This window comes from Paraburkholderia sp. BR10882, from assembly GCF_040948855.1.
Taxonomy (GTDB): Bacteria; Pseudomonadota; Gammaproteobacteria; order Burkholderiales; family Burkholderiaceae; genus Paraburkholderia; species Paraburkholderia nodosa_A.
In genome coordinates this window covers 166,198-191,813 of record NZ_JBFPKP010000011.1, presented here as the reverse complement: position 1 = coordinate 191,813, position 25,616 = coordinate 166,198, and the positions used below count along the sequence as shown (strand labels likewise).

The 25,616-nt window shown below is 63.2% G+C and carries 23 protein-coding genes; all 23 read left to right on the top strand.

Features of this window, described 5'->3' with window-relative positions; genetic code table 11:
• Nucleotides 1-262: 262 nt before the first annotated feature.
• A complete protein-coding gene (locus tag AB3X99_RS26200) occupies nucleotides 263-1,042 on the top strand; it encodes an ABC transporter ATP-binding protein (protein ID WP_028203291.1) in 780 nt (259 codons plus the stop codon).
• Nucleotides 1,039-1,809 carry an ABC transporter ATP-binding protein gene (locus tag AB3X99_RS26195; RefSeq protein WP_368618557.1) on the top strand — a complete coding sequence of 257 codons (771 nt, stop codon included), beginning with the start codon at nucleotides 1,039-1,041 and terminating at the stop codon, nucleotides 1,807-1,809. Before AB3X99_RS26200 ends, AB3X99_RS26195 begins: the two co-directional genes overlap by 4 nt.
• Before the next feature lie 116 nt (nucleotides 1,810-1,925).
• Nucleotides 1,926-3,143, top strand: coding sequence for an ABC transporter substrate-binding protein (locus AB3X99_RS26190; RefSeq protein WP_069264469.1), 1,218 nt, complete (start codon nucleotides 1,926-1,928; stop codon nucleotides 3,141-3,143).
• A gap of 107 nt (nucleotides 3,144-3,250) precedes the next feature.
• Nucleotides 3,251-4,135, top strand: coding sequence for a branched-chain amino acid ABC transporter permease (locus AB3X99_RS26185; RefSeq protein WP_368618556.1), 885 nt, complete (start codon nucleotides 3,251-3,253; stop codon nucleotides 4,133-4,135).
• The gene (locus AB3X99_RS26180) at nucleotides 4,135-5,106 is read left to right on the top strand and encodes a branched-chain amino acid ABC transporter permease (protein WP_368618588.1); all 972 of its coding nucleotides are present in this window, start codon (nucleotides 4,135-4,137) and stop codon (nucleotides 5,104-5,106) included. The genes AB3X99_RS26185 and AB3X99_RS26180 overlap by 1 nt, the downstream gene beginning before the upstream one ends.
• A 691-nt stretch (nucleotides 5,107-5,797) precedes the next feature.
• Nucleotides 5,798-6,964 (top strand): ABC transporter substrate-binding protein, encoded by a 1,167-nt coding sequence (locus AB3X99_RS26175; RefSeq protein ID WP_368618555.1) that lies wholly within the window; start codon nucleotides 5,798-5,800, stop codon nucleotides 6,962-6,964.
• Nucleotides 6,965-7,246: 282 nt separating this feature from the next.
• Nucleotides 7,247-8,416, top strand: a complete 1,170-nt coding sequence (locus tag AB3X99_RS26170; RefSeq protein ID WP_069264460.1) for an ABC transporter substrate-binding protein — start codon at nucleotides 7,247-7,249, stop codon at nucleotides 8,414-8,416.
• Between the two features lie 235 nt (nucleotides 8,417-8,651).
• Nucleotides 8,652-9,707 carry a branched-chain amino acid ABC transporter permease gene (locus AB3X99_RS26165; RefSeq protein ID WP_368618554.1) on the top strand — a complete coding sequence of 352 codons (1,056 nt, stop codon included), beginning with the start codon at nucleotides 8,652-8,654 and terminating at the stop codon, nucleotides 9,705-9,707.
• Nucleotides 9,708-9,711: 4 nt separating this feature from the next.
• Nucleotides 9,712-11,499: an ATP-binding cassette domain-containing protein gene (locus AB3X99_RS26160; protein WP_368618553.1), complete on the top strand. Its 1,788-nt coding sequence runs from the start codon at nucleotides 9,712-9,714 to the stop codon at nucleotides 11,497-11,499.
• A complete protein-coding gene (locus tag AB3X99_RS26155; protein ID WP_368603726.1) occupies nucleotides 11,496-12,245 on the top strand; it encodes an ABC transporter ATP-binding protein in 750 nt (249 codons plus the stop codon). Before AB3X99_RS26160 ends, AB3X99_RS26155 begins: the two co-directional genes overlap by 4 nt.
• 193 nt (nucleotides 12,246-12,438) lie before the next feature.
• Nucleotides 12,439-14,406 (top strand): tRNA uridine-5-carboxymethylaminomethyl(34) synthesis enzyme MnmG, encoded by a 1,968-nt coding sequence (gene mnmG / locus AB3X99_RS26150; RefSeq protein WP_368618552.1) that lies wholly within the window; start codon nucleotides 12,439-12,441, stop codon nucleotides 14,404-14,406.
• Nucleotides 14,403-15,101: a 16S rRNA (guanine(527)-N(7))-methyltransferase RsmG gene (gene rsmG / locus AB3X99_RS26145; RefSeq protein WP_069264454.1), complete on the top strand. Its 699-nt coding sequence runs from the start codon at nucleotides 14,403-14,405 to the stop codon at nucleotides 15,099-15,101. The genes mnmG and rsmG overlap by 4 nt, the downstream gene beginning before the upstream one ends.
• A 97-nt stretch (nucleotides 15,102-15,198) precedes the next feature.
• The gene (locus AB3X99_RS26140) at nucleotides 15,199-15,969 is read left to right on the top strand and encodes a ParA family protein (protein WP_069264452.1); all 771 of its coding nucleotides are present in this window, start codon (nucleotides 15,199-15,201) and stop codon (nucleotides 15,967-15,969) included.
• 18 nt (nucleotides 15,970-15,987) lie between these two features.
• The gene (locus AB3X99_RS26135; RefSeq protein WP_042265990.1) at nucleotides 15,988-16,875 is read left to right on the top strand and encodes a ParB/RepB/Spo0J family partition protein; all 888 of its coding nucleotides are present in this window, start codon (nucleotides 15,988-15,990) and stop codon (nucleotides 16,873-16,875) included.
• Between the two features lie 85 nt (nucleotides 16,876-16,960).
• A complete protein-coding gene (locus tag AB3X99_RS26130) occupies nucleotides 16,961-18,076 on the top strand; it encodes an SLC13 family permease (protein ID WP_368618587.1) in 1,116 nt (371 codons plus the stop codon).
• Between the two features lie 297 nt (nucleotides 18,077-18,373).
• Nucleotides 18,374-18,967, top strand: a complete 594-nt coding sequence (locus tag AB3X99_RS26125) for an ATP synthase subunit I (RefSeq protein ID WP_368618551.1) — start codon at nucleotides 18,374-18,376, stop codon at nucleotides 18,965-18,967.
• Between the two features lie 171 nt (nucleotides 18,968-19,138).
• The gene (gene atpB, locus AB3X99_RS26120) at nucleotides 19,139-19,990 is read left to right on the top strand and encodes a F0F1 ATP synthase subunit A (RefSeq protein ID WP_069264450.1); all 852 of its coding nucleotides are present in this window, start codon (nucleotides 19,139-19,141) and stop codon (nucleotides 19,988-19,990) included.
• Nucleotides 19,991-20,056: 66 nt separating this feature from the next.
• Nucleotides 20,057-20,326: a F0F1 ATP synthase subunit C gene (atpE, locus tag AB3X99_RS26115; protein ID WP_028203308.1), complete on the top strand. Its 270-nt coding sequence runs from the start codon at nucleotides 20,057-20,059 to the stop codon at nucleotides 20,324-20,326.
• 140 nt (nucleotides 20,327-20,466) lie between these two features.
• Nucleotides 20,467-20,937: a F0F1 ATP synthase subunit B gene (locus AB3X99_RS26110; RefSeq protein ID WP_028213229.1), complete on the top strand. Its 471-nt coding sequence runs from the start codon at nucleotides 20,467-20,469 to the stop codon at nucleotides 20,935-20,937.
• Between the two features lie 2 nt (nucleotides 20,938-20,939).
• Complete coding sequence (locus tag AB3X99_RS26105; RefSeq protein WP_028203310.1) at nucleotides 20,940-21,479, top strand: F0F1 ATP synthase subunit delta; 540 nt, start codon at nucleotides 20,940-20,942, stop codon at nucleotides 21,477-21,479.
• Between the two features lie 67 nt (nucleotides 21,480-21,546).
• On the top strand, nucleotides 21,547-23,088 hold the full coding sequence (atpA, locus tag AB3X99_RS26100) for a F0F1 ATP synthase subunit alpha (protein WP_069264448.1): 1,542 nt from the start codon (nucleotides 21,547-21,549) through the stop codon (nucleotides 23,086-23,088).
• A gap of 89 nt (nucleotides 23,089-23,177) precedes the next feature.
• On the top strand, nucleotides 23,178-24,059 hold the full coding sequence (gene atpG / locus AB3X99_RS26095; RefSeq protein WP_069264446.1) for a F0F1 ATP synthase subunit gamma: 882 nt from the start codon (nucleotides 23,178-23,180) through the stop codon (nucleotides 24,057-24,059).
• A gap of 87 nt (nucleotides 24,060-24,146) precedes the next feature.
• Nucleotides 24,147-25,541 (top strand): F0F1 ATP synthase subunit beta, encoded by a 1,395-nt coding sequence (atpD, locus tag AB3X99_RS26090; protein WP_069264444.1) that lies wholly within the window; start codon nucleotides 24,147-24,149, stop codon nucleotides 25,539-25,541.
• Nucleotides 25,542-25,616: the final 75 nt, after the last annotated feature.

Genomic DNA, 25,616 nt, shown 5'->3' with positions numbered 1-25,616 from the left:
GTGATCGTGCGCCTAACGTGTAGGCATCTTTCATCGTACTGTCGTCAACTTCCGGTCGTAATGTTCGCTGTCCTTGTGGCGCTCCCTTAAGTGCAAATCCCAATGATTGCGCTGCATCATTGGCGAGACAATGACGCGAAAGTCGGCAGGCGCGCGTTGCGCGCATCGGGAGGCGCGCCGCCACGTCCGCGCCGGACCTCACCGTGCACCACGAGTCACGGACGGTCTGCAGTGTTACGCCTTACCACGCTCGGAAGGGGACATGATTCTCGGCGACACGATTCTGGAGACGCGCGACCTCACGAAACAGTTCAAGGGCTTCACGGCCGTGAACGGCGTGAACCTGCGCGTGTGCCGCGGCTCGATCCATGCACTGATCGGACCGAACGGCGCAGGCAAGACCACCTGCTTCAATCTCCTCACCAAATTCCTCGTGCCCAGCGCGGGGCGCATCGTTTTCAACGGCATCGACATTACGCATGAGCGGCCCGCGCAGATCGCGCGGCGCGGCATCATCCGCTCGTTCCAGATTTCGGCCGTATTTCCGCACCTCACGGCGCTCCAGAACGTGCGCGTGGGGCTGCAGCGCTCGCTCGGCACCGCCTACCACTTCTGGAAGAGCGAACGCACGCTCGCTGAGCTCAACGATCGCGCGATGGATCTGCTCACGCAGGTGGGCCTCACCGATTTCGCCGATGTGCCCACGGTCGAGCTCGCCTATGGCCGCAAGCGCGCGTTGGAAATCGCCACGACGCTCGCGATGGAGCCCGAGCTGATGCTGCTCGACGAACCGACCCAGGGCATGGGCCACGAAGACGTGGACCGCGTGACGGCGCTCATCAAGAAAGTATCGAGCGGGCGCACGATCCTCATGGTCGAGCACAACATGAACGTGATTGCCGGCATCTCCGACACCATCACGGTGCTTCAGCGCGGCGAGGTGCTCGCCGAAGGCAGCTACGCCGAAGTCTCGAAGAACCCGCTCGTCGCCGAGGCCTATATGGGCAGTGCGGACGCAGCCCTTACGGGGGCGCACGCATGAATACGGTCACCGAACGCGAAACGACTGCGGCCGCCGGCGCGACCGAGAGCGCGAAGGCGCTGGAGATTACGGGGCTGCAGGCGTGGTATGGCGAGTCGCACATCCTGCACGGCGTGGATCTGTCCGTCGGGCGCGGCGAGGTCGTGACACTGCTCGGGCGCAACGGCGCGGGGCGCACGACGACGCTGCGCGCCATCATGGGGCTCACCGGGCGGCGCACGGGCTCGATCCGGATTGGCGGGCGCGAGACCATCCAGATGCCCACCTATCGCATCGCGCACTGCGGCGTGGGGTATTGCCCCGAGGAACGCGGGATTTTCGCGAGCCTCTCATGCGAAGAGAATCTGCTCCTGCCGCCGCACATCGGCACGAAAGGGGCGAAGTTGGCGCAGGGCATGTCGCTCGACGAGATCTACGCGATGTTTCCCAATCTCGCCGAACGGCGCAACAGCCAGGGCACACGGCTTTCCGGTGGCGAGCAGCAGATGCTCGCCGTGGCGCGCATCCTGCGCACGGGCGCGAACCTGCTGCTGCTCGACGAGATATCCGAAGGGCTGGCGCCGGTGATCGTTCAAACGCTCGCGCGCATGATCCTCACGCTGAAATCGCGCGGCTACACGATCGTGATGGTCGAGCAGAACTTCCGCTTTGCGGCGCCGCTCGCGGACCGCTTTTACGTGATGGAGCACGGGCGCATCGTCGAGCACTTCGGCACTGCCGAACTCGAGGGAAAGATGCCGGTGCTGCACGACCTGCTGGGCGTTTAATTTTTGGTCTGGTTTTGCGCGCGACGTGAGCGTGAGATGAGCGCCGCGCGAATCGCTTTGCCTCCGATGTTCATGGAGTATTCCTGATAATTACGCAACCAAGGAAGGAGACTGCAATGAAGAAAACCACGTTCGCGCGGCTCGCGGGCCTTTTTGCCGCCTCGGCAGCTGCGATGGCGTTCAGCGCGGGGAGCGCGCAGGCCGCCGACGACGCGGTGAAGATCGGCTTCATCACGGACATGTCCGGCCTTTACGCCGACGACGACGGCCAGGGCGGCCTCACGGCGATCAAGATGGCGGTCGCGGACTTCGGCGGCAAGGTGCTCGGCAAGCCGATCCAGATCGAGTACGCCGATCACCAGAACAAGGCCGATATCGCCGCTTCGAAGGCGCGCGAATGGTTCGACCGTGACGGGCTCACCATGCTGCTCGGCGGCACGAACTCGGCGACGGCGCTGGCGATGAACCAGGTCGCGCAAGAGAAGAAGAAGGTGTACTTCAACACGGGCGCGGGCACGGACGCCCTGACGAACGAGCAGTGCACGCCGTACACGGTCCACTACGGCTACGACACGGTCGCGCTCGCGAAGGGCACGGGCCTCGCGGTGCTCAAGCAGGGCGGCAAGAGCTGGTTCTTCCTGACCGCAGACTACGCGTTCGGCAAGTCGCTCGAGAAGAACACCGCGGACGTCGTGAAGGCGAACGGCGGCCAGGTGCTCGGCGAAGTGCGCCATCCGCTCTCGGCGTCGGACTTCTCGTCGTTCCTGCTACAGGCGCAAGCCTCGAAGGCGCAGATCCTCGGCCTCGCGAACGCGGGTGGCGACACGGTCAACGCGATCAAGGCCGCGAAGGAATTCGGCATCAACAAGACGATGAAGACCGCGGCGCTGCTGATGTTCCTGCCCGACGTGCACAGCCTTGGGCTCGACACCACGCAGGGCCTCGTGCTGACGACCGGCTGGTACTGGGACCAGAACGACGACACGCGCAAGTGGGCGCAGCGCTACTTCGACCAGACGAAGAAGATGCCGTCCGAACTGCAGGCGGCTGACTATTCGGCGGTGACGAACTATCTGAAGGCGGTGCAGGCGGCCGGCACGACGGACTCCGACAAGGTCATGGAGCAGCTCAAGAAGACCAAGGTCAACGACTTCTATACCAAGGGCGGCTACATCCGCCAGGACGGCGTGCTGATCCACGACATGTATCTCGTCGAGGTGAAGAAGCCGTCGGAGTCGAAGAAGCCGTGGGACTACTACAAGGTGCTGCAGACGATCCCGGGCGAGCAGGCCTATACGACGAAGCAGGAGAGCAAGTGCGCGCTGTGGAAGTAAGCGCGAGCGCGTAAATGCTGCAGTCGGATGCCGCGCCCGGCGCCCCGAGGTGGTGCGCCGGGCGCGGCATGATTGCGTAATCCGTTAATGCATTCATGGCGGCTCTCATGACGATTTTTGGCATTCCGCTTCCGGCAATGCTGGGCCAGTTGCTGCTCGGGCTCGTGAACGGCTCGTTCTACGCGATCCTGAGTCTCGGTCTCGCGGTGATCTTCGGCATGCTCAACGTGATCAACTTCGCCCACGGCGCGTTGTTCATGCTGGGCGCGATGCTCACATGGATGGGGCTCGCGTACTTCGATCTGCCGTACTGGGCGATGCTCGTCGTCGCTCCACTCGTGGTCGGCCTCTTCGGCGTCGTGATCGAGCGCTCCATGCTGCGCTGGCTTTATAAGCTCGATCATCTGTACGGACTCCTGCTCACTTTCGGCCTCACGCTCGTGGTGGAGGGCGTGTTCCGCTCGATCTACGGCTCGTCGGGGCAGCCCTATGATGTGCCCGGCCTGCTCGCCGGCGCGACCAATCTCGGCTTCATGTATTTGCCCAACTACCGCGCCTGGGTGGTGGTGGCTTCGCTTGCCGTGTGTTTCGCGACCTGGTTCGTGATCGAAAAGACACGCCTTGGCGCGTATTTGCGCGCGGGCACGGAGAACCCCAAGCTCGTCGAGGCGTTCGGCATCAACGTGCCGCTCATGATCACGCTCACCTACGGCTTCGGCGTCGCACTCGCGGCGTTTGCGGGCGTGCTCGCCGCGCCCGTGATCCAGGTCTCGCCGCTCATGGGCCAGCCGATGATCATCACTGTATTCGCCGTGGTCGTGATCGGCGGCATGGGCTCGATCATGGGCTCGATCCTCACCGGCCTCATGCTCGGCGTGATCGAAGGCTTCACACGGGTGTTCTGGCCCGAGGCCTCCGCGACCGTGGTGTTCGTAATCATGGCGATCGTGCTGCTGATTCGCCCCGCTGGTCTCTTCGGCAAGGAACGATGATGCAAAGAAAAGCGCTCTATGGTTTGTTGCTGATCGGGCTGATCGTCGCGCCGTTCGCCGGCGCCTATCCGCTCTTCGTGATGAAGGTGCTCTGCTTCGCCCTGTTCGCCGCGGCGTTCAACCTGCTGATCGGCTACACGGGCCTGCTTTCGTTCGGCCATGCGATGTTTCTCGCGAGTGCGGGCTACACGGCAGGCTACGCGATCCAGTCGCTCAACTTCAGGCCCGAGGTGGGCGTGCTCGCGGGCACGGCGGTGGCCACCGTCCTCGGGCTCGTGGTAGGCATTTTCGCGATTCGCCGGCAGGGCATCTACTTCTCCATGGTCACGCTCGCGCTCGCGCAAATGGTCTACTTCGTGTTCCTGCAGGCGCCGTTCACGCACGGCGAAGACGGTCTGCAAGGCGTGCCGCGCGGCAAGCTGTTCGGCGTGCTTTCGCTCGGTTCCGATCTCTCGCTCTACTACGTCGTGCTCGTCGTGATGGTGCTCGCGTTCGGTCTGATCGTGCGCATCGTGCATTCGCCGTTCGGGCAGGTACTCGTGGCGATCAAGGAGAACGAGCCGCGCGCCGTCTCGCTCGGCTACGACACCGACCGCTTCAAGCTGCTCGCGTTCGTGTTGTCGGCGGGGCTTGCGGGTCTGGCCGGCGCGCTCAAGGTGCTCGTACTCGGCTTCGAGACGCTCGGCGACGCGTACTGGACCATGTCCGGCCTCGTGATCCTCATGACGCTCGTGGGTGGCATGGGCACGCTGTTCGGGCCGCTGCTCGGCGCGACGCTGATCGTCGCGCTGGAGGACCGGCTGGGCGACATCGGCACGGCGCTCGCGAGAGGGACGGGCGTGGAGTGGTTCCGCTCACTCGGTGAGTCCACAACGATCGTCACGGGCATCATCTTCATTGCCTGCGTGCTGGCGTTCCGGCGCGGCATAGTCGGCGAGGTCGTGGCGCGCGTGCGGCCCTTGCGCGCTTGACGAACTGGCGTGCCAGGACTGCTCTGCACTGCGATAGAATGATCGCCGGTCGGCGCGAGCTGGCATAGCGCGCGCAAGGACGTCGCGCTGCGGCATCCCGCAGCGCCCCGTTGTGCGACAAACCTGTGGCGCCACGCCCCATTTCGGTGCCGCACTGCACCACTAGGGTAAATGCTAGTTGCTGCAGAGGGGGGTGAAGTTTAAAGTTGCGCTTAGTTCTGATGCACCGAATTTGCAGGTGGAGAACGAGGAGACAACTGAGGCACCAAGTGCCCGGACAAGGAAGCGCTGTTGGATGAGAGTCCAACAGCGCTTTTTATATTTCTACGCCTGTTTTCAACGGCGAGCCGATTATCTTTTTTCCGCTGCGAGGCATGCGACTTACGCTGCTTCGTACGCACCGATTATCCCTTCCCGTATTACGCAAATCAGGCCGCGCGGCAGCACTTTGCCCACTGCACAAGCGTTTGCGCATTACGCAAAAGGCGCGCGCAATCCTGCTCACTGTAAGCAGATGGAAAGCGCTTGCCATCCGAATGCGCAGACCGCTACACTCGCCAATCACCGACCATGCGGTCAGCATTTTTGCGTTGATTTCCCGCAGACGATTATCGGTCTGACTATGAGGTGATCGGCTGCGGTGCGCCACAAATCCGTAGCAATAAAGAAAACGAATATAGAAGGAGTGGAGATGCAGTTGGTTTTGCGTTGGATGGGGGCGGCTTGCGTCGCGACCGGGGTGCTCGCGGCGACGGCCGGCGGGGCGTATGCAGATGTGAAGATCGGAGTGACGCTGTCGGCGACGGGGCCGGCTGCCTCGCTCGGGATTCCGGAAAAGAACACGGTTGCGCTGCTGCCGAAGGAAATCGCGGGCCAGAAAGTCGATTACATCGTGCTTGACGACGCCACCGATTCCACGCAGGCGGTGAAGAACGCGCGCAAGCTCACAAGCGAAGATCACGTCGACGCCTTGATCGGCTCGACTGTCGTGCCGAACTCGCTCGCCATGATCGACGTGGCCGCGGAAACGTCCACGCCGATGATCTCGATGGCCGCAGCGGCCTCCATCGTCGAACCGATGGAGGCCAAGCGCTCGTGGGTCTTCAAGACGCCGCAGAACGACGCGCTGATGGCCGGCGCCATCGCGCAGCACATGGCCGCGCACGGCGTGAAGACGGTGGCCTTCATCGGCTTCGCAGACGCCTATGGCGAGAGCTGGTACAAGGAATTCAGCGCGGCCGCTTCGAAACAGAACATCAAGGTTGTCGCGAACGAACGCTTCGCGCGTAACGATGCCTCGGTCACGGGCCAGGTGCTCAAGATGATCTCGCAGCACCCCGACGCGGTGCTCATCGCGGGTGCGGGCACGCCGGCCGCGCTGCCGCAGAAAACGCTCAAGGAGCGCGGCTACGCGGGCAAGTACTACCAGACCCACGGCGTGGCCAACAACGACTTCCTGCGCGTGTGCGGCAAGGACTGCGACGGCACATACCTACCGGCAGGGCCGCTGCTCGTCGCCGATCAATTGCCTGACTCGAATCCCGTGAAGCAATCGGCGCTTGCGTACAAGGCCGCGTATGAAAAGGCCTATGGCGCAGGCTCGATTTCGACGTTCGGCGGTCACGCGTGGGACGCGGGCCTCCTGCTCCAGCACGCGATTCCGGTCGCGCTGAAAGCGGGTCAGCCGGGCTCGAAGGCCTTCCGCGAAGCGCTGCGCGCCGCGCTTGAAAACTCGCACGACGTGGCAGGCGCGCACGGCATCTTCACCATGAGCACGACGGACCACGCGGGTCTCGACCAGCGTGCCCGCGTGATGGTGGAGATCGTCGGCGGCAAGTGGAAACTCGCCGGCGATTGAGCGCCGGTTGAATGACGCACGAAACACGAAAAAGGCACGCTCGATCGAGGTGCCTTTTTTGTTGCCGTGACAACGGCTTTGCAGCAGTAGGGGAGCAGGCGACAAAGCGGAGAGCGCACCCTGGCGCGCGGCGGCTTGTGCGGCGCGGCAGGCAGGGAAAACCATGCATTACACGCGCGATCCCGATTACTACACTCAAAGGCCGGCGCCGATTCACGAACATCCTAGTAATCGGCGCAGGATCAATCGACAACACGCAGACCAAGCGTTTGGAGACGCGCAATGAAAACGAAGAAGTGGGTATTGAGCTCGATTAGTGCCGGACTCGCAGCGGCGCTGATGGGCACGGCGGGCATCGCCGCCGCGCAGGTGAAGATTGGCGTGACGCTTTCGGCAACGGGGCCGGCCGCGTCGCTCGGCATTCCCGAGAAGAACACCATCGCGCTGCTGCCCAAGGAGATCGCGGGCAAGAGCGTGCAGTACATCGTGCTCGACGACGCCTCGGACACGAGCAAGGCCGTGCAGAACACGCACAAGCTGATCGACGAAGACCACGTGGACGCCATCATCGGCTCGTCGGTCACGCCGAACTCGCTCGCCATGCTCGACGTCGTCGCGCAGGGCAAGACGCCGATGATTTCGCTCGCCGCATCCGCCGCGATCGTCGAGCCGATCGACGCGAAGCGTCAGTGGGCCTTCAAGACGCCGCAGAACGACAGCCTGATGGCCGACGCGCTCGCGAGCTACATGGAGAAGCAGGGCGTGAAGACGGTGGGTTTCATCGGCTTCACCGACGCCTACGGCGACAGCTGGCTCAAGGAGTTCACCAGCGCGGCCGGCAAGCACAACCTCAAGATCGTGGCGAACGAGCGCTATAACCGCACCGACTCGTCGGTGACGGGCCAGGCCCTCAAGCTGATGTCGGCGAACCCCGATGCGATCCTGATCGCCGGTTCCGGCACGCCCGCGGCGCTGCCCGCGACCACGCTCAAGGATCGCGGCTACAAGGGCAAGATCTATCAGACGCACGGCGTGGCGAATAACGACTTCCTGCGCGTCTGCGGCAAGGATTGCGAAGGCGAGCTGCTGCCCGCAGGCCCGATTCTCGTGGCCGACCAGTTGCCCGATTCGAACCCCGTGAAGAAGTCGGCACTGGCCTACAAGACGGCCTATGAGAAGGCCTATGGCGTTGGCACGGTGGCGACCTTCGGCGGTCATGCATGGGACGCCGGCCAGTTGCTCCAGCGCGCGATTCCGGTCGCGCTGAAGGCGGGCCAGCCGGGCACCGAGGCGTTCCGCGTGGCGCTGCGCGCCGCGCTCGAAAACTCGCAGGACGCGGCGGGCGCGCACGGCATCTTCAACATGAGCTCGACGGATCATGCGGGCCTCGACCAGCGCGCACGCGTGATCGTCGAGATCGTCAACAACAAGTGGAAGCTGCAGAGCGAATAACGTGCGGCGCACGGGAAAGCGCAGTGCGTTTTCCCGTGGAACACGCGCGCGCGTTACAGCGTCATTCTGGCCACTGAGAATCACGTACGAGCATGACCGGTGCGCAGCTCCGTTGCTGCGCACCGGCTTTTCACAGCCGAAGGCCGAACAGCGCCTTCGGCGGTTCTTTCCCGCATTGCCGTTTTTCGACGCCGCTGTTTTTCCAGGTTCCAGAAGGTTTCAGGAAGAGGGGAGTATGGATTTATCGATCGCCGCGATCCTCGCGCAGGACGGCATCACCACCGGTGCGATCTATGCGCTGCTAGCGCTCGCCCTGGTGCTGGTGTTTTCCGTGACGCGGGTGATCTTCATTCCGCAGGGCGAATTCGTTTCATATGGCGCGCTCACGCTCGCCGCGCTGCAATCGCAGAAGTTTCCGGCCACCTGCTGGCTGCTCGTCGCGCTCGGTGCGGCGTGCTTCCTGGTCGAGACCGCCGGGCTCGTGCGTCGCGCCGAGCGGCGGCGCCACGCGGCGCGCACGCTCGTGACGCTTGCCGGCAAGTATCTGCTCTTTCCCATCGCGCTCTATGCGGTCACGCGCGGCGTAGCGAGCCAGCAGTTGCCGATGCTCGTACAGATCGCGCTCACGCTTGCGATCGTCGTGCCGATGGGGCCGTTCATCTATCGCCTCGCCTATGAGCCCATCGCCGAGGCGACCACGCTGCTGCTGCTGATCGTAGCGGTGGCCGTGCACTTCGCGATGGTGGGCCTCGGGCTCGTGATGTTCGGCGCGGAAGGCTCGCGCACGAACGCGTTCTCCGACGCCACGTTCAACATCGGCAGCCTGTCGATCTCGGGCCAAAGCCTCTGGGTGATCGGCACGGCCGCCGTGTTGATCGTCGCGCTGTATCTCTATTTCGATCGCACGATCTCGGGCAAGGCGCTGCGCGCGACCTCGGTGAACCGGCTCGGCGCGCGGCTCGTCGGCATCGGCACCACGCAGGCCGGGCGGCTCGCGTTCACGCTCGCCGCGGGCCTCGGCGCGCTGTGCGGCATCCTCGTCTCGCCGCTCACCACCATCTACTACGACTCGGGCTTTCTGATCGGCCTCAAGGGCTTCGTAGGCGCCATTATCGGCGGCCTGGTGAGCTATCCGCTGGCTGCGGCAGGGTCCGTGCTCGTGGGCCTGCTGGAGTCTTACTCGTCGTTCTGGGCGAGCTCTTACAAGGAAGTGATCGTGTTCACGCTGATCATCCCCGTGCTGCTGTGGCGCTCGCTCTCGACGCCGCACGCCGAAGAGGAAGAGGAGTGACGCGATGAAACGATTCGTCATGCACAACCGCTTCTTCTGGCTGTTCCTCGTGGTGATGTTCGCGTTGCCCGTACTGCCGCATCCGGTGCACGTGCCCGAGTACTGGATCACGCTGCTCAACTATATCGGCCTGTATTCGATCGTCGCGATCGGGCTCGTGCTGCTCACCGGCATCGGCGGGATGACGAGCTTCGGGCAGGCCGCGTTCGTCGGGCTCGGGGCTTACGCGACTGCTTATCTGACGACGCAGTACGGCGTTTCGCCCTGGTTGGCACTCATCGTCGGCGTGGTGATCACGGCGCTCGTGGCGCTCGTTCTGGGGCTCGTCACGATGCGTCTGTCGGGCCACTTCCTGCCGCTCGGCACGATCGCCTGGGGCCTCGCGCTGTTCTTCCTGTTCGGCAACCTCGACATGCTCGGCAAGTACGACGGCATCAACGGCATTCCCGTGCTGAACGTGCTGGGCATCGACCTCGAATCGGGCCGCCATATCTACTACCTGATCTGGGTCGTGGTGCTTGCGTCCGTGGTGTCCGTTCAGAATCTGCTTAATAGCCGCATGGGGCGCGCGATTCGCGCGCTGCGCGGCGGCGGCATGATGGCCGAGGCCATGGGCGTGAACACCGGCTGGATGCGTGTGGTGATCTTCGTCTATGCGGCCGTGCTCGCAGCCGTTTCGGGCTTCCTGTACGCGCACTTGCAGCGCGCGGTGAACCCGACGCCGTTCGGTCTGAATCACGGCATCGAATATCTCTTCATGGCCGTGGTGGGCGGCGTGGCGCACGTCGGGGGCGCAGTGCTGGGCGCGGCGATTCTCACCGTGCTGCAGGACTGGCTGCAAACCCTGCTGCCGAAGCTGCTTGGCGAGAACGGCAACTTCGAGATCATCGTGTTCGGCATTCTGATGGTGCTGCTGCTGCAATACGCGCGGCGCGGCGTCTGGCCGTTCGTGGCCCGCTTCTTCCCGCGTGGTCCCCAGGCACATGTGCCCGAGCATGCCGAGGCTTTGCCGCAGCGCAGCAAGCCGGCCACCGGCGAAATGCTGCTGACGGTGAACAAGGCGCGCAAGCAGTTCGGCGGTCTCGTGGCGGTGAACGACGTGAGCTTCGAAGTGAAGGCGGGGCAGATCATCGGCCTGATCGGTCCCAACGGTGCGGGCAAGTCGACGACCTTCAATCTCGTGACCGGCGTGCTTCAGCCGACCAGCGGTGAGATCACGTTCCGCGGCGAGCGCATCGACCGCCTCACTTCACGTGAAATCGTCGCGCGCGGTATTGGCCGCACGTTCCAGCACGTCAAGCTGCTGCCGACGATGACGGTGCTCGAGAACGTCGCCATCGGCGCGCACCTGCGTGGTCGCGCGGGCGTGTTGCACAGTGTGGCCAAGCTCAATGCCACGGAAGAAGGGAGGCTCATGAGCGAGGCCGCAAAGCAGATCCGTCGCGTGGGCCTCGAACAGCATATGTATGACGAAGCGGGCAGCCTCGCGCTCGGTCAGCAGCGCATCCTCGAGATTGCCCGCGCGCTGTGCTGCGATCCGACCTTGCTGCTGCTCGACGAGCCTGCGGCTGGCCTGCGTTACAAGGAAAAGCAACAGTTGGCGGCATTGCTGCGCAAGCTGAGAGAAGAGGGGATGAGCGTGCTGCTGGTCGAACACGACATGGATTTCGTGATGAATCTCACCGACCGCCTCGTGGTGATGGAGTTCGGCACGCGTATCGCGGAAGGTTTGCCGCAAGAGGTGCAGAAGGATCCGGCCGTTCTGGAAGCGTATCTGGGCGGGGTGGAATGATGACGGCACCCGTACTGGAAGTTTCCGGACTCGCCGTTCGCTACGGCAAGATCGAGGCGCTGCACAAGGCGGCGATCAGGGTGGGCGCGGGGCAGATCGTCTCCGTGATCGGTCCCAACGGCGCGGGCAAGTCCACGCTGCTCAACGCCATCATGGGCGCGCTGCCCGTGACGGGACATGCGAGCGGCCGCATAGCTTATATGGGCGAGGAGATCGGCGCGCTGCCGATCGAGCGGCGCGTGGCGCGCGGCATGTGTCTCGTGCCGGAAAAGCGCGAGTTGTTCGCCTCGATGACGGTGGAGGACAACCTCGTGCTCGGCGCGTATCGCCGCAAGCGCGCCGGTGAGCGTAATTTCCTCGACCAGCTCGAACCCGTTTTCACGCTGTTTCCGCGCTTGAAAGAACGCCGCGCACAGGCGGCAGGCACGCTCTCGGGCGGCGAGCGCCAGATGCTCGCAGTCGGCCGCGCATTGATGGGCAAGCCCGATCTGCTGATGCTCGACGAGCCGAGCCTCGGTCTCGCACCGCTGATCGTGAAGGAAATCTTCCACATCATCAGCGCGCTGCGGCAAACGGGCGTCGCGACGCTGCTCATCGAGCAGAATGCGCGCGCTGCACTGCAGATTTCCGACTACGGCTACGTGCTGGAAACTGGCGACCTGGCGCTAGAAGGACCGGCGGGGGAGTTGGCGCAGAACCCGCGCGTGATCGAAACGTATCTCGGGTTGGCGAAGAAACCGGTCTGACTTCGTCTATCGCTGTAGAAATGAGCGGCGTGTTTCACGTGAAACACGGCGCTTTTTTTTGTTCAACGCCGGCGCGTCTGGGGAACAAAATTCGGGTGTGAACGGCCGAAAACCCGAAACCGTTATAATTCGCGCATACCACTTTTTCCGAGAAGGCTCACGCGGTCGTTTCGTCCTTGCGTGAGGTCCCGCCATGCTTTATCCCACAGAGTTTGACGTAATCGTCGTCGGCGGCGGTCACGCCGGAACCGAGGCTGCGCTTGCCGCCGCCCGCATGGGCGTCAAGACGCTCCTGCTCACGCACAACATCGAAACGCTGGGCCAGATGAGCTGCAATCCGTCGATTGGCGGCATTGGCAAGGGCCATCTGGTCAAGGAAGTCGATGCACTCGGCGGCGCCATGGCCGCTGCGACGGACGAGGGCGGGATCCAGTTCCGCATTCTCAATTCGTCCAAGGGCCCGGCGGTTCGGGCGACGCGCGCGCAGGCCGACCGCATTCTTTATAAGGCGGCGATCCGGCGACGTCTCGAGAATCAGCCGAATCTGTGGCTGTTCCAGCAGGCCGTGGAAGACCTGATGGTCGAAGGCGACCGCGTCGTAGGCGCCGTCACGCAGGTGGGCATCCGCTTCCGCAGTCGTGCAGTCGTGCTGACGGCGGGGACTTTCCTCGACGGCAAGATCCACGTGGGCCTGAACAACTACACGGGCGGCCGCGCTGGCGATCCCGCTGCCGTGACGCTCTCGTCGCGCCTCAAGGAGCTGAAGCTGCCGCAGGGCCGTCTCAAGACGGGCACGCCGCCGCGTATCGATGGCCGCACGATCGACTTTTCGGTGCTCGAAGAGCAGCCCGGCGACCTCGATCCGGTGCCGGTGTTCTCGTTTCTCGGCCGCGCGGAGCAGCATCCGCGCCAGATTCCGTGCTGGGTCACGCATACGAATGAGCGCACCCACGACATCATTCGCGGCGGTCTCGACCGCTCGCCGATGTACACGGGCGTGATCGAAGGGGTAGGGCCGCGCTATTGCCCGTCCATCGAGGACAAGATTCATCGCTTCGCGTCCAAGGAATCGCACCAGATCTTCCTCGAACCGGAAGGCCTGACTACGAACGAGTTCTACCCGAACGGCATCTCCACGAGTCTGCCGTTCGATGTGCAGCTCGAGCTCGTGCACTCGATGCGCGGCCTCGAGCACGCGCACATCCTGCGTCCGGGCTACGCGATCGAATACGACTACTTCGACCCGCGCGGCCTCAAGGCTTCGCTCGAAACCAAGGTGATCAACGGCCTGTTTTTTGCGGGCCAGATCAACGGCACGACGGGCTATGAAGAAGCGGCAGCACAAGGCTTGCTCGCCGGCATGAACGCAGGCCTCCAGGTGCAGGGCAAGGACGCATGGTGTCCGCGCCGCGATCAGGCGTACCTTGGCGTGCTGGTCGACGATCTGGTGACGCGTGGCGTTTCCGAGCCGTATCGCATGTTCACGAGCCGAGCCGAATACCGCTTGAGCCTGCGTGAAGACAATGCGGATATGCGCCTGACGGAGATCGGCCGCGAACTGGGCGTGATTGACGACGTCCGTTGGGACGCCTTCTCCCGTAAGCGTGATGCTGTTTCACGTGAAACAGAGCGTCTGAAGTCGACGTGGGTGAACCCCAAGACGCTTTCGGCGGAAGAAGCGACGGCATTGCTCGGCAAGGCGATTGACCGCGAATACAACCTCGCGGACCTGCTGCGCCGCCCGGGCGTGACCTATGACGGCGTGTGCGGTCTGCGCGAAGGCGCTTGCGCGCCGGAAACCCCGCTCGCCGACGATGAAGTTTTGCGAGCCCAGATCAAGGAACAGATCGAAATCGGCATCAAATATCAGGGCTATATCGATCGCCAAGCCGACGAGATCGAACGCAACGGCGCGCAGGAAAATACCCGTCTGCCTGAAGGCATCGATTACGCGGAAGTGCGTGGCCTGTCGTTCGAGGCGCGCCAGAAGCTGAGCCAGTTCCGCCCTGAAACGATCGGCCAGGCGTCGCGCATTTCGGGCATTACGCCCGCCGCGATTTCGTTGCTGATGGTTCACCTCAAGCGTGGCCTTGGCCGCCGTCGCCAGAATCCGGGTGCTGCAGACGAAAGCGGCCCCGACTCGACGCCGGTGGCGCAATGACGGGGCGCTCGAGGCAACCCGGCATTGCGGACCGCGACGCGCTCGCTCGTCTGCTGAAAGAGGGCGCTCAGGCGCTTGGCGTCGAACTCACCGAGCGGCAGCACGAGCAGTTGCTCGACTACGTTGCGCTGCTCGCCAAGTGGAACGCCGTGTACAACCTCACGGCGATTCGCGATCCGCGCCAGATGCTGATCCAGCACATTCTCGATTCGCTCTCGATCGTGCCGCACCTGCCGGCGCGCGCCGACGCAACGGTGCTCGATGTCGGCTCCGGCGGCGGACTGCCCGGCATCGTGCTCGCGATCGTGCGTCCGGACTGGCAGGTCACGCTCAACGATATCGTGCAGAAGAAGTCGGCGTTCCAGTCGCAGGCGAAGGCTGAACTCGGACTCGCGAACCTCTCGGTAGTGACCGGCCGGGTCGAATCGCTGCGTCCCGGCATCGAAGTATCGAAAAAATTCGATTTGATCGTGTCTCGGGCATTCGCGGATCTCGCCGATTTCGTTACACTGGCCCGTCATCTCGTTGCCGAGGGTGGCGCGATCTGGGCCATGAAGGGTGTGCACCCCGAAGGCGAGATCGAGCGTCTGCCGGCCGGCACCCGGGCGCTGAACACGATCCGCCTGAGCGTGCCGATGCTCGATGCGGAGCGCCACTTGATCGAAGTGTCGGTTGAGTCGGTCGCCGCGGCCTGAGCCGATCCGGCGATGGCCAATCGGCCGAAAGGTGCGCGAAGCAGTTGCGTCATAACGTAAGCAAACTTCTTAAGGCAGTAAAAGGGACACACAAAAGATGGCAAAAATCTTCTGCGTTGCGAACCAGAAGGGCGGCGTCGGCAAGACGACGACAACGGTCAATCTCGCCGCGAGCCTCGCATCGCAGGGACAACGTGTCCTTCTCATCGACCTCGACCCGCAGGGCAACGCCACGATGGGCAGCGGCATCGACAAGGCCGCGTGCGAGAACACGGTCTACGAGGTGCTCGTCGACGGTGTCACGGTGAACGCCGCGCGCACGCGACCGGAACAGGTCGGTTACGACGTCCTGCCGGCCAACCGCGAGCTGGCCGGCGCCGAGGTCGAACTCGTGACGGTCGAGCAGCGCGAGCGGCGCCTGAAGGCCGCGCTCGCCGAAGTCGACGCCGATTACGACTTCGTCCTCATCGATTGCCCGCCGGCGCTTTCGCTGCTCACGCTCAACGGCCTGTGCGCCGCCCATGGCGTGGTAATCCCGATGCAGTGCGAATACTTCGCGCTCGAAGGTCTTTCGGATCTCATCAATACGATCAAGCAGGTCCACGCGAACATGAATCGCGACCTGAAGGTGATCGGCCTTCTGCGCGTGATGTTCGATCCGCGCATTACGTTGCAGCAGCAGGTTTCCGAGCAGTTGAAAGAGCACTTCGGCGACAAGGTCTTCGACGCCGTGATCCCGCGCAACGTCCGCCTCGCTGAAGCGCCGAGCTACGGCTTGCCGGGCGTGGTGTTCGATCGCGCCTCGCGCGGCGCACAGGCCTATGTGCAGTTCGGCGCGGAAATGATCGAGCGCGTGCGCGCACTCTGACGAGACTGGGGAAGCACGATGAATGCAGTAGCACGGAAGAAGGGGCTGGGCCGGGGGCTGGAAGCATTGCTCGGCGGCAGCGCGGACATCACCGAGGCGGTGAAGATCGACGGCGCGCCTAACACGCTGCCGCTCACGCAGATGCAGGCCGGCAAGTATCAGCCGCGCACGCGCATGGACGAGGGCGCGCTCCAGGAGCTGGCCGCGAGCATTCGCGCGCAGGGTCTGATGCAGCCGATTCTCGTGCGCCCGGTTGCGACGGGGCGCTATGAAATCATCGCGGGCGAGCGGCGCTTCCGTGCTGCGCACATCGCTGGCCTCACCGAAGTGCCGGTGCTCGTGAAGGATGTGCCCGACCAGGCCGCCGCCGCCATGGCACTGATCGAGAACATCCAGCGCGAGGACCTGAATCCGCTGGAAGAGGCGCAGGGCATCCAGCGCCTGCTCGACGAGTTCAGCTTCACACACGAGCAGGCGGCCGAGTCGGTCGGACGCTCACGCAGCGCGGTGTCGAACCTGCTGCGTTTGCTCAATCTCGCGGCGCCCGTGCAGACCATGCTGCTGGCCGGCGACCTCGACATGGGCCACGCCCGTGCGCTGCTCGCCGTGGACGCGGCCACGCAGATCACGCTGGCGAACCAGGTGGTCAACAAGCGGATGTCGGTGCGCGAAACGGAGAAGCTCGTTTCGGCCACCACGAAGGCCGCACCGGCAGTCAAGGCGAAGGCCGCGCACGATGGCGGGCGCGACACGCGCCGCCTCGAAGAGGAATTGTCGGACCTGCTCGCCGCATCGGTGAAGATCAAGCTCGGCCGACGCGGGCGAGGGCAGCTCACGGTCGACTTCGGCGACCTCGACGCGCTCGACGGCATCCTGCTGCGCCTGCGCGGCGAAACGGCCGCGTGATGGGCGCGATGCACGTCGCCACGGCAAACGCGCGCGCCGGCGCATAAAGCCGGTGCGCGAATCGGAGCAGGGCGCGCCTGAGCCCTTGAGCCTGTTGCGCCGCATCGGCGCATTCGCCGTTTCGGAGCCGGTGCTCGCGATCCTCATCGTGGCGTTCGTGGCGTTGCAGATTTACGCACCTCGTCCCATCGCCTCGCTGCCCGCACTTGTCGACTGGCAAACGGTGATGACTCTCGCGGGTCTGCTCATTCTGACGAAGGGTATCGAATATTCAGGACTGCTGACCTGGCTCGCGCACAAGCTCGTCCACTACATTCACTCGGAGCGCGGGCTCGCGTTGCTGCTCGTCGCGCTGGCCGCGGTGCTGGCGATGATCGTCACCAACGATGTGGCGCTTTTCGTCGTGGTGCCGCTCGTGCTGTCGCTGCACAAGCTCACGCCGCTGCCGCTCAAGCGCCTCGTGATCGTCATCGCGCTTGCCGTGAACGCGGGGTCGGTGCTCACGCCGCTCGGCAACCCGCAGAACCTGTTTCTCTGGCAGGTGAGCGGGGTATCGTTCGGACGCTTCGTCGTGGGGCTCGCACCGCTTTGCGCGTTGCTCATGGCGATGCTCATCCTGCTCACGGCGTTTCTTTTCAAGGCCATACCGCTCGATCTCTCGAAAGACGCCGCGCCGCAGCGCGTCGACCGGGCGCTTGCGAGCGTGGCGGCTGTGCTCTTCGTCGCGTTCGTGCTGCTCGCCGATGCGCACCACGCAGGCGTTGCACTTGCCGCCGTCGCCGCGGGCTTTGTGATCTGGCGCATTCGCATCGTGCTCAAGATCGACTGGCTGCTGCTGCTGATCTTCGTGCTGATGTTCATCGTCCTGCGCAGCGTGGCCGCGCTGCCCGCCATCCATCACGCGCTGACGTCACTGTCGCTGCAAACGCCGATGCGCGCTTTTGCCGCAGGGGCGGTGCTGTCGCAAGTGATTAGCAATGTTCCGGCCGCCATTGTGCTCGCGGGTTTCACGCACGACTGGCGCGCGCTCGCGTTCGGCGTGAGCGTGGGGGGCTTCGGGGTGGCCATCGGCTCGCTGGCGAACCTCATCGCCGTGCGTCTGTCCGGCCAGCGCGGCGTGTGGTTGCTGTTTCACCTGGTCGCCGTGCCGTTCTGGATCGCGGCCTTTTTGGGCGGCGCGCTGCTGCTGCATCTGTTCTGACGGCATCCCGTCCCACATCCTGGCGCATAGCCCGGATTGCGCGCCAGATGGGCTCGAAATTACCTGGTCATCCTGATGATTGCGCGTTGCCTGCTGCGTCCCTTACAGTTACCGGTCACACCCTCGCGGCGCGGAGTTTTCCGCATCATGAAGTCGCATTTCACGGGTGTTATTGAAGGGCCTAAAGTCTTGAATTGCCTGCAACTATCGCTTACAATCGCCCGGATTTATTTGGTTGGCGATGCCGTAAGTACGCTGTAATAAAACGCGTGCAAGGCGAATTTCCGGAATAAAGCGATGGTGGGTCAGAGGCCAGACGAAGCGCCACAGGCGCATGAAGGGCCCGATGTACCGCCGGGCGCAGCCGGAGCATCCAGCCGGGGGCAGGATGCAGCGGCAAAAACTTCCGGACGCGTTGTTTCCAAAGCGGATCACAACGCGCGCTGGGATGAACTGGACGCCAGCCAGCAAGATAACAACGACATCGTTCCGCTCACCCGGGCCGAAGCCGAGCAAATTTTCGGCGCACAGGTGAGTCGCCCATCGCGCGTCACGCCGTTTCGTGTCGTCGCGGCGCAAGTGGTTTTGTCCCTGGTTGCAACGTTGGCGTGGTGGCTGTTTTATAAGCCGCCGGGCAGTGCTGCGTTGTCGGCCTTCCTGGGCGGAGCGATCTGCTGGTTACCCGGTGCGCTGTTCGCGGCGCGCCTGAAGCAGTTGAGCAGGGCGGGCACCGTATTTAACTGGATGCTCGGTGAAGCCTTCAAGATGGGGGCGACGATTGCGATGTTCGTCGCCATCGCGTTCTGGTATCACGACGTGCTGTGGATTCCGCTGCTCGTCACGTACCTGATCGCACTAAAGACATACTGGATCGCGCTCGCGTGGCGCTGACCCGCCAACATCGCGCCGCCTCAAGTCAGGGCGTCGAAGCGATGACGGTGGAAGTTAGCTGGCCGATGCGAAGCAGATAAGACACGATCCACGGCGGCGTGTTCCCGCAATACAGTATTGCGGCGGGAACGGCCGAAAACGATTTTCGACAATTTGGGTGGCTCTAACGATATGGCAGCTAGCGAAGGAACGAGCGGACCGGGTCCGTCCGAGTACATTGCTCACCACTTGCAGAACTTTGCGACCTCGCACCAGACGTCGATCGTCGACTTCAGCGTCTGGAACATCGACACGCTGTTCTGGTCGATTCTGTGCGGCGTCGTGACGATCCTCATCCTGCGCCTCGCTGCGCGCAAGGCGACCCCGGGCGTACCGGGCCGCTTCCAGTGCGCCATCGAAATGCTGGTCGAGATGGTCGAGGACCAGTCCAAGTCCATCGTCCATGGCAACCGCGCATTCATCGCACCGCTCGCGCTGACCGTGTTCATCTGGGTCGCGCTCATGAACTCGCTCGACTTCATTCCCGTCGACCTGCCCACGCGCGTGATCGGCTGGCTCGGCCTGTCCGAAGCGCTGCCGCACCAGCGCATCGTCCCGACTGCCGACCTCAACGGCACGTTCGGCATCGCGCTCGGCGTGTTCGTGCTGATGATTTACTACAACCTCAAGATCAAGGGTCCTGGCGGCTTCGCACACGAACTGCTCTCGGCCCCGTTCGGCGCGCATCCGCTGCTGTGGATCCCGAACCTTGCACTGAACATCATCGAGTTCGTCGCCAAGACGGTTTCGCTCGCCCTGCGGTTGTTCGGCAACATGTATGCAGGCGAGCTGCTGTTCCTGCTGATCGCGCTGCTGGGCGGTCTGTGGAGCTTCGGCGCGGACACGACGGTGCTTGGCTTCATCGGCCACGTGATTGCGGGCAGCGTCTGGGCGATCTTCCACATTCTGATCGTTCTGCTGCAGGCGTTCATTTTCATGATGCTGACGCTGGTGTACATCGGCCAGGCACACGACAAGCACTAAGTGCTCGTCAAACCAGATTTGCAGTTTTAAATCCCCAGTTCCAGAAAATCTCAATAAGGAGTGATCATGCAAGCTTTCATCGCCAACATCCAGGGTTTCACGGCCATCGGTATCGGCATCATCATCGGCCTGGGTGCAATCGGCGCCTGTATCGGTATCGGCCTGATGGGCGGCAAGTACATCGAAGCCTGCGCACGTCAGCCTGAACTGATGAACCCGCTGCAGACGAAGATGTTCCTGCTGGCTGGTCTGATCGATGCAGCGTTCCTGATTGGCGTTGGTGTTGCAATGCTGTTCGCGTTCGCTAACCCGCTGCTCTCGAAGCTCGCGGGCTAAGTTCCCTGGAAGGTTGCGCCTGACCTATAAAGGGTAGTGGGCGCATGGCGGAACGGGAGACGAGGCGCTGATCGAGTTTCACAACCGATGAGCGCCTTGCCGTTTCAATTCCCCGGAATAGCAACGATTAAGGAAACACCGTGAATCTCAACGCAACCCTGTTTGCGCAAATGGTCGTGTTCCTGATCCTCGCGTGGTTCACGATGAAGTTCGTGTGGCCGCCGTTGATCAACGCCCTCGACGAGCGCTCGAAGAAGATCGCAGACGGCCTCGCCGCTGCGGAAAAGGGCAAGGCGGAACTCGAAGCGGCGCACAAGCGCGTCGGCGAAGAGCTCGCTACGGCCCGTAACGAGGGTCAAAGCCGTATCGCCGACGCTGAAAAGCGCGCACTGGCGGTCGCAGAAGAAATCAAGGCCCAGGCACACGCCGAAGCGGCGCGCATCATCGCTCAGGCGAAGGCCGACGCCGACCAGCAGGTGGTCAAGGCACGCGAAGCCCTGCGCGCCGAAGTCGCCGCCCTCGCCGTGCAAGGCGCCGAGCAGATCCTGAAGCGCGAAGTCGATCAGTCGGCCCACGCCGAACTGCTGAATCAACTGAAAGCCGAGCTCTGATCATGGCCGAACTTGCAACCATCGCCCGCCCGTACGCAGAAGCATTGTTTGGCGTGGCCGAAGCTGGTGACACCGCCGCCTGGTCCACGCTCGTTTCGGAGCTGGCACAGGTTGCGGCCTTGCCCGAGGTGCAGTCGGTCGCGACGAGCCCGAAGGTGAGCCATGCCCAGGTCGCCGAGCTGCTGCTCGCGGCGGTGAAGTCGCCGGTCAAGGAATCGGCCGAGGTGAAGAACCTCGTGCAGATGCTGATCGAGAATCATCGCCTGGCGCTGCTGCCGGAAATCCAGACGCAGTTCGAAGCGCTCAAGAACGCCAAGGCAGGTGCTGCTGACGCAGTGATCGTCAGCGCGTTCCCGCTCGAAGGCGCCCAGTTGAACGACCTCGTCGCCAGCCTCGAACGCAAGTTCAAATGCAAGCTGAAGCCGACCGTCGAGATCGACAACTCGCTCATCGGCGGCGTGCGCGTCACGGTCGGCGACGAAGTGCTCGATACCTCGGTCCGCGCGCGGCTCGCCAGCATGCAGGCGGCGTTGACCGCCTGAGCGCCTCGATTCCAGAAATCGGGCGCGGCGGCTGGCACGCAACAGAATTGAACATCAGGAGCGAATAATGCAACTCAATCCCTCTGAGATCAGCGAGCTGATCAAGAGCCGGATCCAGGGCCTTGAAGCGAGCGCAGACGTTCGCAATCAGGGCACCGTGATCTCCGTGACCGACGGTATCGTGCGTATCCACGGCCTGTCGGACGTGATGCAGGGCGAAATGCTCGAATTCCCGGGCAATACCTTCGGCCTCGCGCTGAACCTCGAGCGCGACTCGGTCGGCGCCGTGATTCTGGGTGAGTACGAGCACATCTCGGAAGGCGACATCGTCAAGACGACGGGCCGCATTCTCGAAGTGCCGGTTGGCCCCGAACTGATCGGCCGCGTGGTCGACCCGCTCGGCAACCCGATCGACGGCAAGGGCCCGGTCAACGCCAAGATGACCGACGCGATCGAAAAGATCGCTCCGGGCGTGATCTGGCGTGAAGGCGTGTCGCAGCCGGTGCAAACGGGTCTGAAGTCGATCGACTCGATGGTGCCGATCGGCCGTGGCCAGCGTGAGCTGATCATCGGCGACCGTCAGTGCGGCAAGACCGCGGTGGCCGTCGACACGATCATCAACCAGAAGGGCAAGGACCTCATCTGTATCTACGTCGCCATCGGTCAGAAGGCTTCGTCGATCCAGAACGTGCTGCGCAAGCTCGAAGAAACGGGCGCGATCGAATACACGATCGTCGTTGCCGCTTCGGCTTCGGAATCGGCCGCGCTGCAGTACCTCGCGCCGTACGCCGGCTGCACGATGGGCGAATACTTCCGCGACCGCGGTCAAGACGCCCTGATCATCTATGACGACTTGACCAAGCAAGCCTGGGCATACCGTCAGATCTCGCTGCTGCTGCGCCGCCCGCCGGGCCGTGAAGCTTACCCCGGCGACGTGTTCTATCTCCACTCGCGTCTGCTCGAGCGCGCCGCGCGCGTGTCGGCCGATTACGTCGAGAAGTTCACGAACGGCGAAGTGAAGGGCAAGACGGGTTCGCTCACGGCACTGCCGATCATCGAAACGCAAGCCGGCGACGTGACCGCATTCGTTCCGACGAACGTGATCTCGATTACCGACGGCCAGATCTTCCTGGAAACCGACCTCTTCAACGCGGGCATCCGCCCGGCAATCAACGCCGGCGTGTCGGTGTCGCGTGTGGGTGGTGCGGCTCAAACGAAGGTCGTGAAGAAGCTGTCGGGCGGTATCCGTACCGACCTCGCGCAGTACCGTGAACTGGCTGCATTCGCCCAGTTCGCATCGGACCTCGACGAAGCGACCCGCAAGCAGCTCGAGCGCGGCCGCCGCGTGACGGAACTGCTCAAGCAGCCGCAGTATCAGCCGCTGCAAGTGTGGGAACTGGCTGTTGCGCTGTTCTCGGCAAACAACGGCTACCTCGACGACATCGACGTCAAGGACGTCCTGCCGTTCGAAAAGGGCCTGCGCGAATACCTGAAGTCGAAGCACGCTGACCTCGTCGCGCGCATCGAGGACAAGAAGGACCTGTCGAAGGACGACGAGAACGCGCTCCACGCGGCTCTCAAGGACTTCAAGAAGTCCGGCGCATATTGATCCGTCCGGGAATCAAACACGATAAACGGACTGGGACCCGGGTAAGTGCCGAATGAAGCGCTGACCCGGGTCGACAAAGGAGCAAAGCAATGGCTGGAATGAAGGAAATTCGCGGCAAGATCAAGAGCGTGCAAAACACGCGCAAGATCACCAAGGCGATGGAAATGGTCGCGGCGTCGAAAATGCGCCGTGCCCAGGAGCGCATGCGCGCCGCCCGCCCGTATGCCGACAAGGTCCGCGACATCGCTGCGCACATGAGCCGTGCGAACCCCGAGTACCGCCACCCGTTCATGGTGGAAAACACCGGTGCGAAGGTCGCAGGCGTGATTCTCGTCACGACCGACAAGGGTCTGTGCGGCGGGATGAACACCAACGTGCTGCGCGCGACGCTGCAGAAGTTCAAGGAGCTGGAAGCATCCGGCACGACGATCGAAGCAACTGCGATCGGCAGCAAGGGCCTCGGTTTCCTGAATCGTCTGCGCGCGAAGGTCGTCTCGAACGTTGTGCAACTCGGCGACACGCCGCACCTCGAAAAGCTGATCGGCGCGATCAAGGTGCAGCTCGACCAGTACTCGGAAGGCAAGCTTTCCGCCGTGTACCTCGCGTACACGCGCTTCGTCAACACGATGAAGCAGGAGCCTGTAATCGAGCAACTGCTGCCGCTGTCGGCCGAGCGTCTGGAAGCGGATGACGACGGCACGACGCCGAAGTCGGCGTGGGACTACATCTACGAGCCGGATGCGCAAACCGTCGTGGACGAACTGCTGGTGCGCTATGTCGAGGCCCTGGTCTATCAGGCCGTGGCGGAAAACATGGCTTCGGAGCAGTCGGCCCGTATGGTGGCGATGAAGGCGGCGTCGGACAACGCGAAGACGGTCATCAACGAACTGCAGCTCTCGTACAACAAGAGCCGCCAGGCCGCGATTACGAAGGAACTTTCGGAAATCGTCGGCGGCGCAGCAGCCGTTTGATCAAGCGACGAGCGCGAACCGATTGCGAAACCGCGCCGGTGTATGCCGGTGAGCGAGTGAAGAATTCAGGTATCTAAAGGAAAATCGATGAGTACAACTGCTTTGGTAGAAGGCAAGATCGTACAGTGCATCGGCGCGGTGATCGACGTGGAATTCCCGCGCGAGAGCATGCCGAAGATCTACGACGCGCTGATTCTCGAAGGGTCGGAACTGACCCTGGAAGTGCAGCAGCAGCTGGGCGACGGCGTCGTCCGCACCATCTGTCTGGGTTCGGCTGACGGCCTGCGCCGCGGCACCGTGGTCAAGAACACGGGCAACCCCATCCGCGTGCCGGTCGGCAAGCCGACCCTCGGCCGCATCATGGACGTGCTCGGCCGTCCGATCGACGAAGCTGGCCCGATCGTGAGCGAAACGACGCGCTCGATCCACCAGAAGGCTCCGGCGTTCGACGAGCTGTCGCCGTCGGCGGAACTGCTCGAAACCGGCATCAAGGTTATCGACCTGATCTGCCCGTTCGCAAAGGGCGGCAAGGTCGGTCTGTTCGGTGGTGCTGGCGTGGGCAAGACCGTCAACATGATGGAGCTCATCAACAACATCGCCAAGGAACACGGTGGTTTCTCCGTGTTTGCGGGCGTGGGCGAGCGTACCCGTGAGGGCAACGACTTCTACCACGAAATGAAGGACTCGAACGTTCTCGACAAGGTCGCGCTGGTGTACGGCCAGATGAACGAGCCGCCGGGCAACCGTCTGCGCGTCGCGCTGACCGGTCTGACGATGGCCGAGCACTTCCGCGACGAAGGCCTCGACGTGCTGTTCTTCGTCGACAACATCTACCGTTTCACGCTGGCTGGCACCGAAGTGTCGGCACTGCTCGGCCGTATGCCGTCGGCAGTGGGCTATCAGCCGACGCTGGCTGAAGAAATGGGCAAGCTGCAAGAGCGCATCACGTCGACCAAGAAGGGCTCGATTACGTCGGTTCAGGCCGTGTACGTCCCTGCGGACGACTTGACCGACCCGTCGCCGGCTACGACCTTCGGCCACCTGGACGCAACCGTCGTGCTGTCGCGTGACATCGCCTCGCTGGGTATCTACCCGGCAGTCGACCCGCTCGACTCGACCTCGCGCCAGATCGACCCGAACGTGATCGGCGAAGAGCACTACTCGATCACGCGCGGCGTGCAGCAAACGCTGCAGCGCTACAAGGAACTGCGCGACATCATCGCGATTCTGGGCATGGACGAACTGTCGCCGGAAGACAAGCTGACGGTGGCCCGCGCTCGCAAGATCCAGCGTTTCCTGTCGCAGCCGTTCCACGTCGCGGAAGTCTTCACGGGCTCGCCGGGCAAGTACGTGCCGCTCAAGGAAACGATTCGCGGCTTCAAGATGATCGTTGACGGCGAATGCGATCACCTGCCGGAGCAGGCGTTCTACATGGTCGGCACGATCGACGAAGCCTTCGAAAAGGCCAAGAAGATCCAGTAAGGGTTAGTTGCCGAAGTGCGGATAAGTCGCGCGACTTATCCGCCACAGCAGCCAATTAATCCCCAAGGAGTCGAC

Excerpts from the sequence above, each read along its gene's own strand:
- AB3X99_RS26200 (WP_028203291.1), top strand. The coding sequence starts at position 263 with ATGATTCTCGGCGACACGATTCTGGAGACGCGCGACCTCACGAAACAG.
- AB3X99_RS26195 (WP_368618557.1), top strand. The coding sequence starts at position 1,039 with ATGAATACGGTCACCGAACGCGAAACGACTGCGGCCGCCGGCGCGACC.
- AB3X99_RS26190 (WP_069264469.1), top strand. The coding sequence starts at position 1,926 with ATGAAGAAAACCACGTTCGCGCGGCTCGCGGGCCTTTTTGCCGCCTCG.
- AB3X99_RS26185 (WP_368618556.1), top strand. The coding sequence starts at position 3,251 with ATGACGATTTTTGGCATTCCGCTTCCGGCAATGCTGGGCCAGTTGCTG.
- AB3X99_RS26180 (WP_368618588.1), top strand. The coding sequence starts at position 4,135 with ATGCAAAGAAAAGCGCTCTATGGTTTGTTGCTGATCGGGCTGATCGTC.
- AB3X99_RS26175 (WP_368618555.1), top strand. The coding sequence starts at position 5,798 with ATGCAGTTGGTTTTGCGTTGGATGGGGGCGGCTTGCGTCGCGACCGGG.
- AB3X99_RS26170 (WP_069264460.1), top strand. The coding sequence starts at position 7,247 with ATGAAAACGAAGAAGTGGGTATTGAGCTCGATTAGTGCCGGACTCGCA.
- AB3X99_RS26165 (WP_368618554.1), top strand. The coding sequence starts at position 8,652 with ATGGATTTATCGATCGCCGCGATCCTCGCGCAGGACGGCATCACCACC.
- AB3X99_RS26160 (WP_368618553.1), top strand. The coding sequence starts at position 9,712 with ATGAAACGATTCGTCATGCACAACCGCTTCTTCTGGCTGTTCCTCGTG.
- AB3X99_RS26155 (WP_368603726.1), top strand. The coding sequence starts at position 11,496 with ATGATGACGGCACCCGTACTGGAAGTTTCCGGACTCGCCGTTCGCTAC.
- mnmG (WP_368618552.1), top strand. The coding sequence starts at position 12,439 with ATGCTTTATCCCACAGAGTTTGACGTAATCGTCGTCGGCGGCGGTCAC.
- rsmG (WP_069264454.1), top strand. The coding sequence starts at position 14,403 with ATGACGGGGCGCTCGAGGCAACCCGGCATTGCGGACCGCGACGCGCTC.
- AB3X99_RS26140 (WP_069264452.1), top strand. The coding sequence starts at position 15,199 with ATGGCAAAAATCTTCTGCGTTGCGAACCAGAAGGGCGGCGTCGGCAAG.
- AB3X99_RS26135 (WP_042265990.1), top strand. The coding sequence starts at position 15,988 with ATGAATGCAGTAGCACGGAAGAAGGGGCTGGGCCGGGGGCTGGAAGCA.
- AB3X99_RS26125 (WP_368618551.1), top strand. The coding sequence starts at position 18,374 with ATGGTGGGTCAGAGGCCAGACGAAGCGCCACAGGCGCATGAAGGGCCC.
- atpB (WP_069264450.1), top strand. The coding sequence starts at position 19,139 with ATGGCAGCTAGCGAAGGAACGAGCGGACCGGGTCCGTCCGAGTACATT.
- atpE (WP_028203308.1), top strand. The coding sequence starts at position 20,057 with ATGCAAGCTTTCATCGCCAACATCCAGGGTTTCACGGCCATCGGTATC.
- AB3X99_RS26105 (WP_028203310.1), top strand. The coding sequence starts at position 20,940 with ATGGCCGAACTTGCAACCATCGCCCGCCCGTACGCAGAAGCATTGTTT.
- atpA (WP_069264448.1), top strand. The coding sequence starts at position 21,547 with ATGCAACTCAATCCCTCTGAGATCAGCGAGCTGATCAAGAGCCGGATC.
- atpG (WP_069264446.1), top strand. The coding sequence starts at position 23,178 with ATGGCTGGAATGAAGGAAATTCGCGGCAAGATCAAGAGCGTGCAAAAC.
- atpD (WP_069264444.1), top strand. The coding sequence starts at position 24,147 with ATGAGTACAACTGCTTTGGTAGAAGGCAAGATCGTACAGTGCATCGGC.